At 54.7% G+C, this 666-nt stretch carries 1 rRNA gene; it reads right to left on the bottom strand.

From position 1 onward, the window contains the following. Window positions 1–560 (bottom strand): 23S ribosomal RNA (locus IEY28_RS20540); the annotation flags it as partial. Window positions 561–666 lie beyond the last annotated feature (106 nt).

The raw sequence follows: 666 nt of genomic DNA, 5'->3' as shown, positions 1-666 counted from the left end.
GGACCTTGTATGCCCCGTCGCTCCATCGCCAACTGAGTTCAAGCTCTATTTCGCCTCCCTTCTGAGGGTACTTTGCAGCGTTCGTTCACACTACTTGTGCACTATCGGTCTCGAGGAGTGTTTAGCCTTCGCAGTCGATGCCTGCGTTGTTCGCGAGGGATATCCAACCCCCGCTACTCCGGAACTGACGCACAGCGTACTGATTTCGAGTACGGGGTTGTCACCCTGTTTCACGCCCTGTTCCAAGGGACTTCGTCGAAATGGTCTGCTGATGAGAGTCAGTCCAAACACCACATTGCCCGTGAGGGCTTCGGTTTGGGCTGTATCGCGTTCACTCGCGGTTACTGACGACATCACGTTGCGTTTTCTTTTCCTCCCGATACTGAGATGTTTCAGTTCTCGGGGTTCCTCATTGCGCGAAGCAATTGTGAAGAGATTCTCATTCGGAAATCCTGAGTTCTTAGCCTCCGTGCGGCTCCCTCAGGCTTTTCGCAGCTTGGCACGTCCTTCTTCAGCTCTCGAGCCGAGCTATCCACCAGCTGGCATAGTAGCCAACGTCGTTGTGACTCGCTAAACTGAACGAGTCCAGTGGACGCCTGGATCGCACGTACACACGGTTTCATACTCGCCCCCAAGGTGGTAGATGGTGGGCGAATCGACCCTTCC

It is taken from the genome of Haloarcula pellucida (assembly GCF_014647235.1).
In the GTDB taxonomy this organism is placed as follows: domain Archaea; phylum Halobacteriota; class Halobacteria; order Halobacteriales; family Haloarculaceae; genus Haloarcula; species Haloarcula pellucida.
This window is presented reverse-complemented; position numbering and strand designations above follow the sequence as displayed.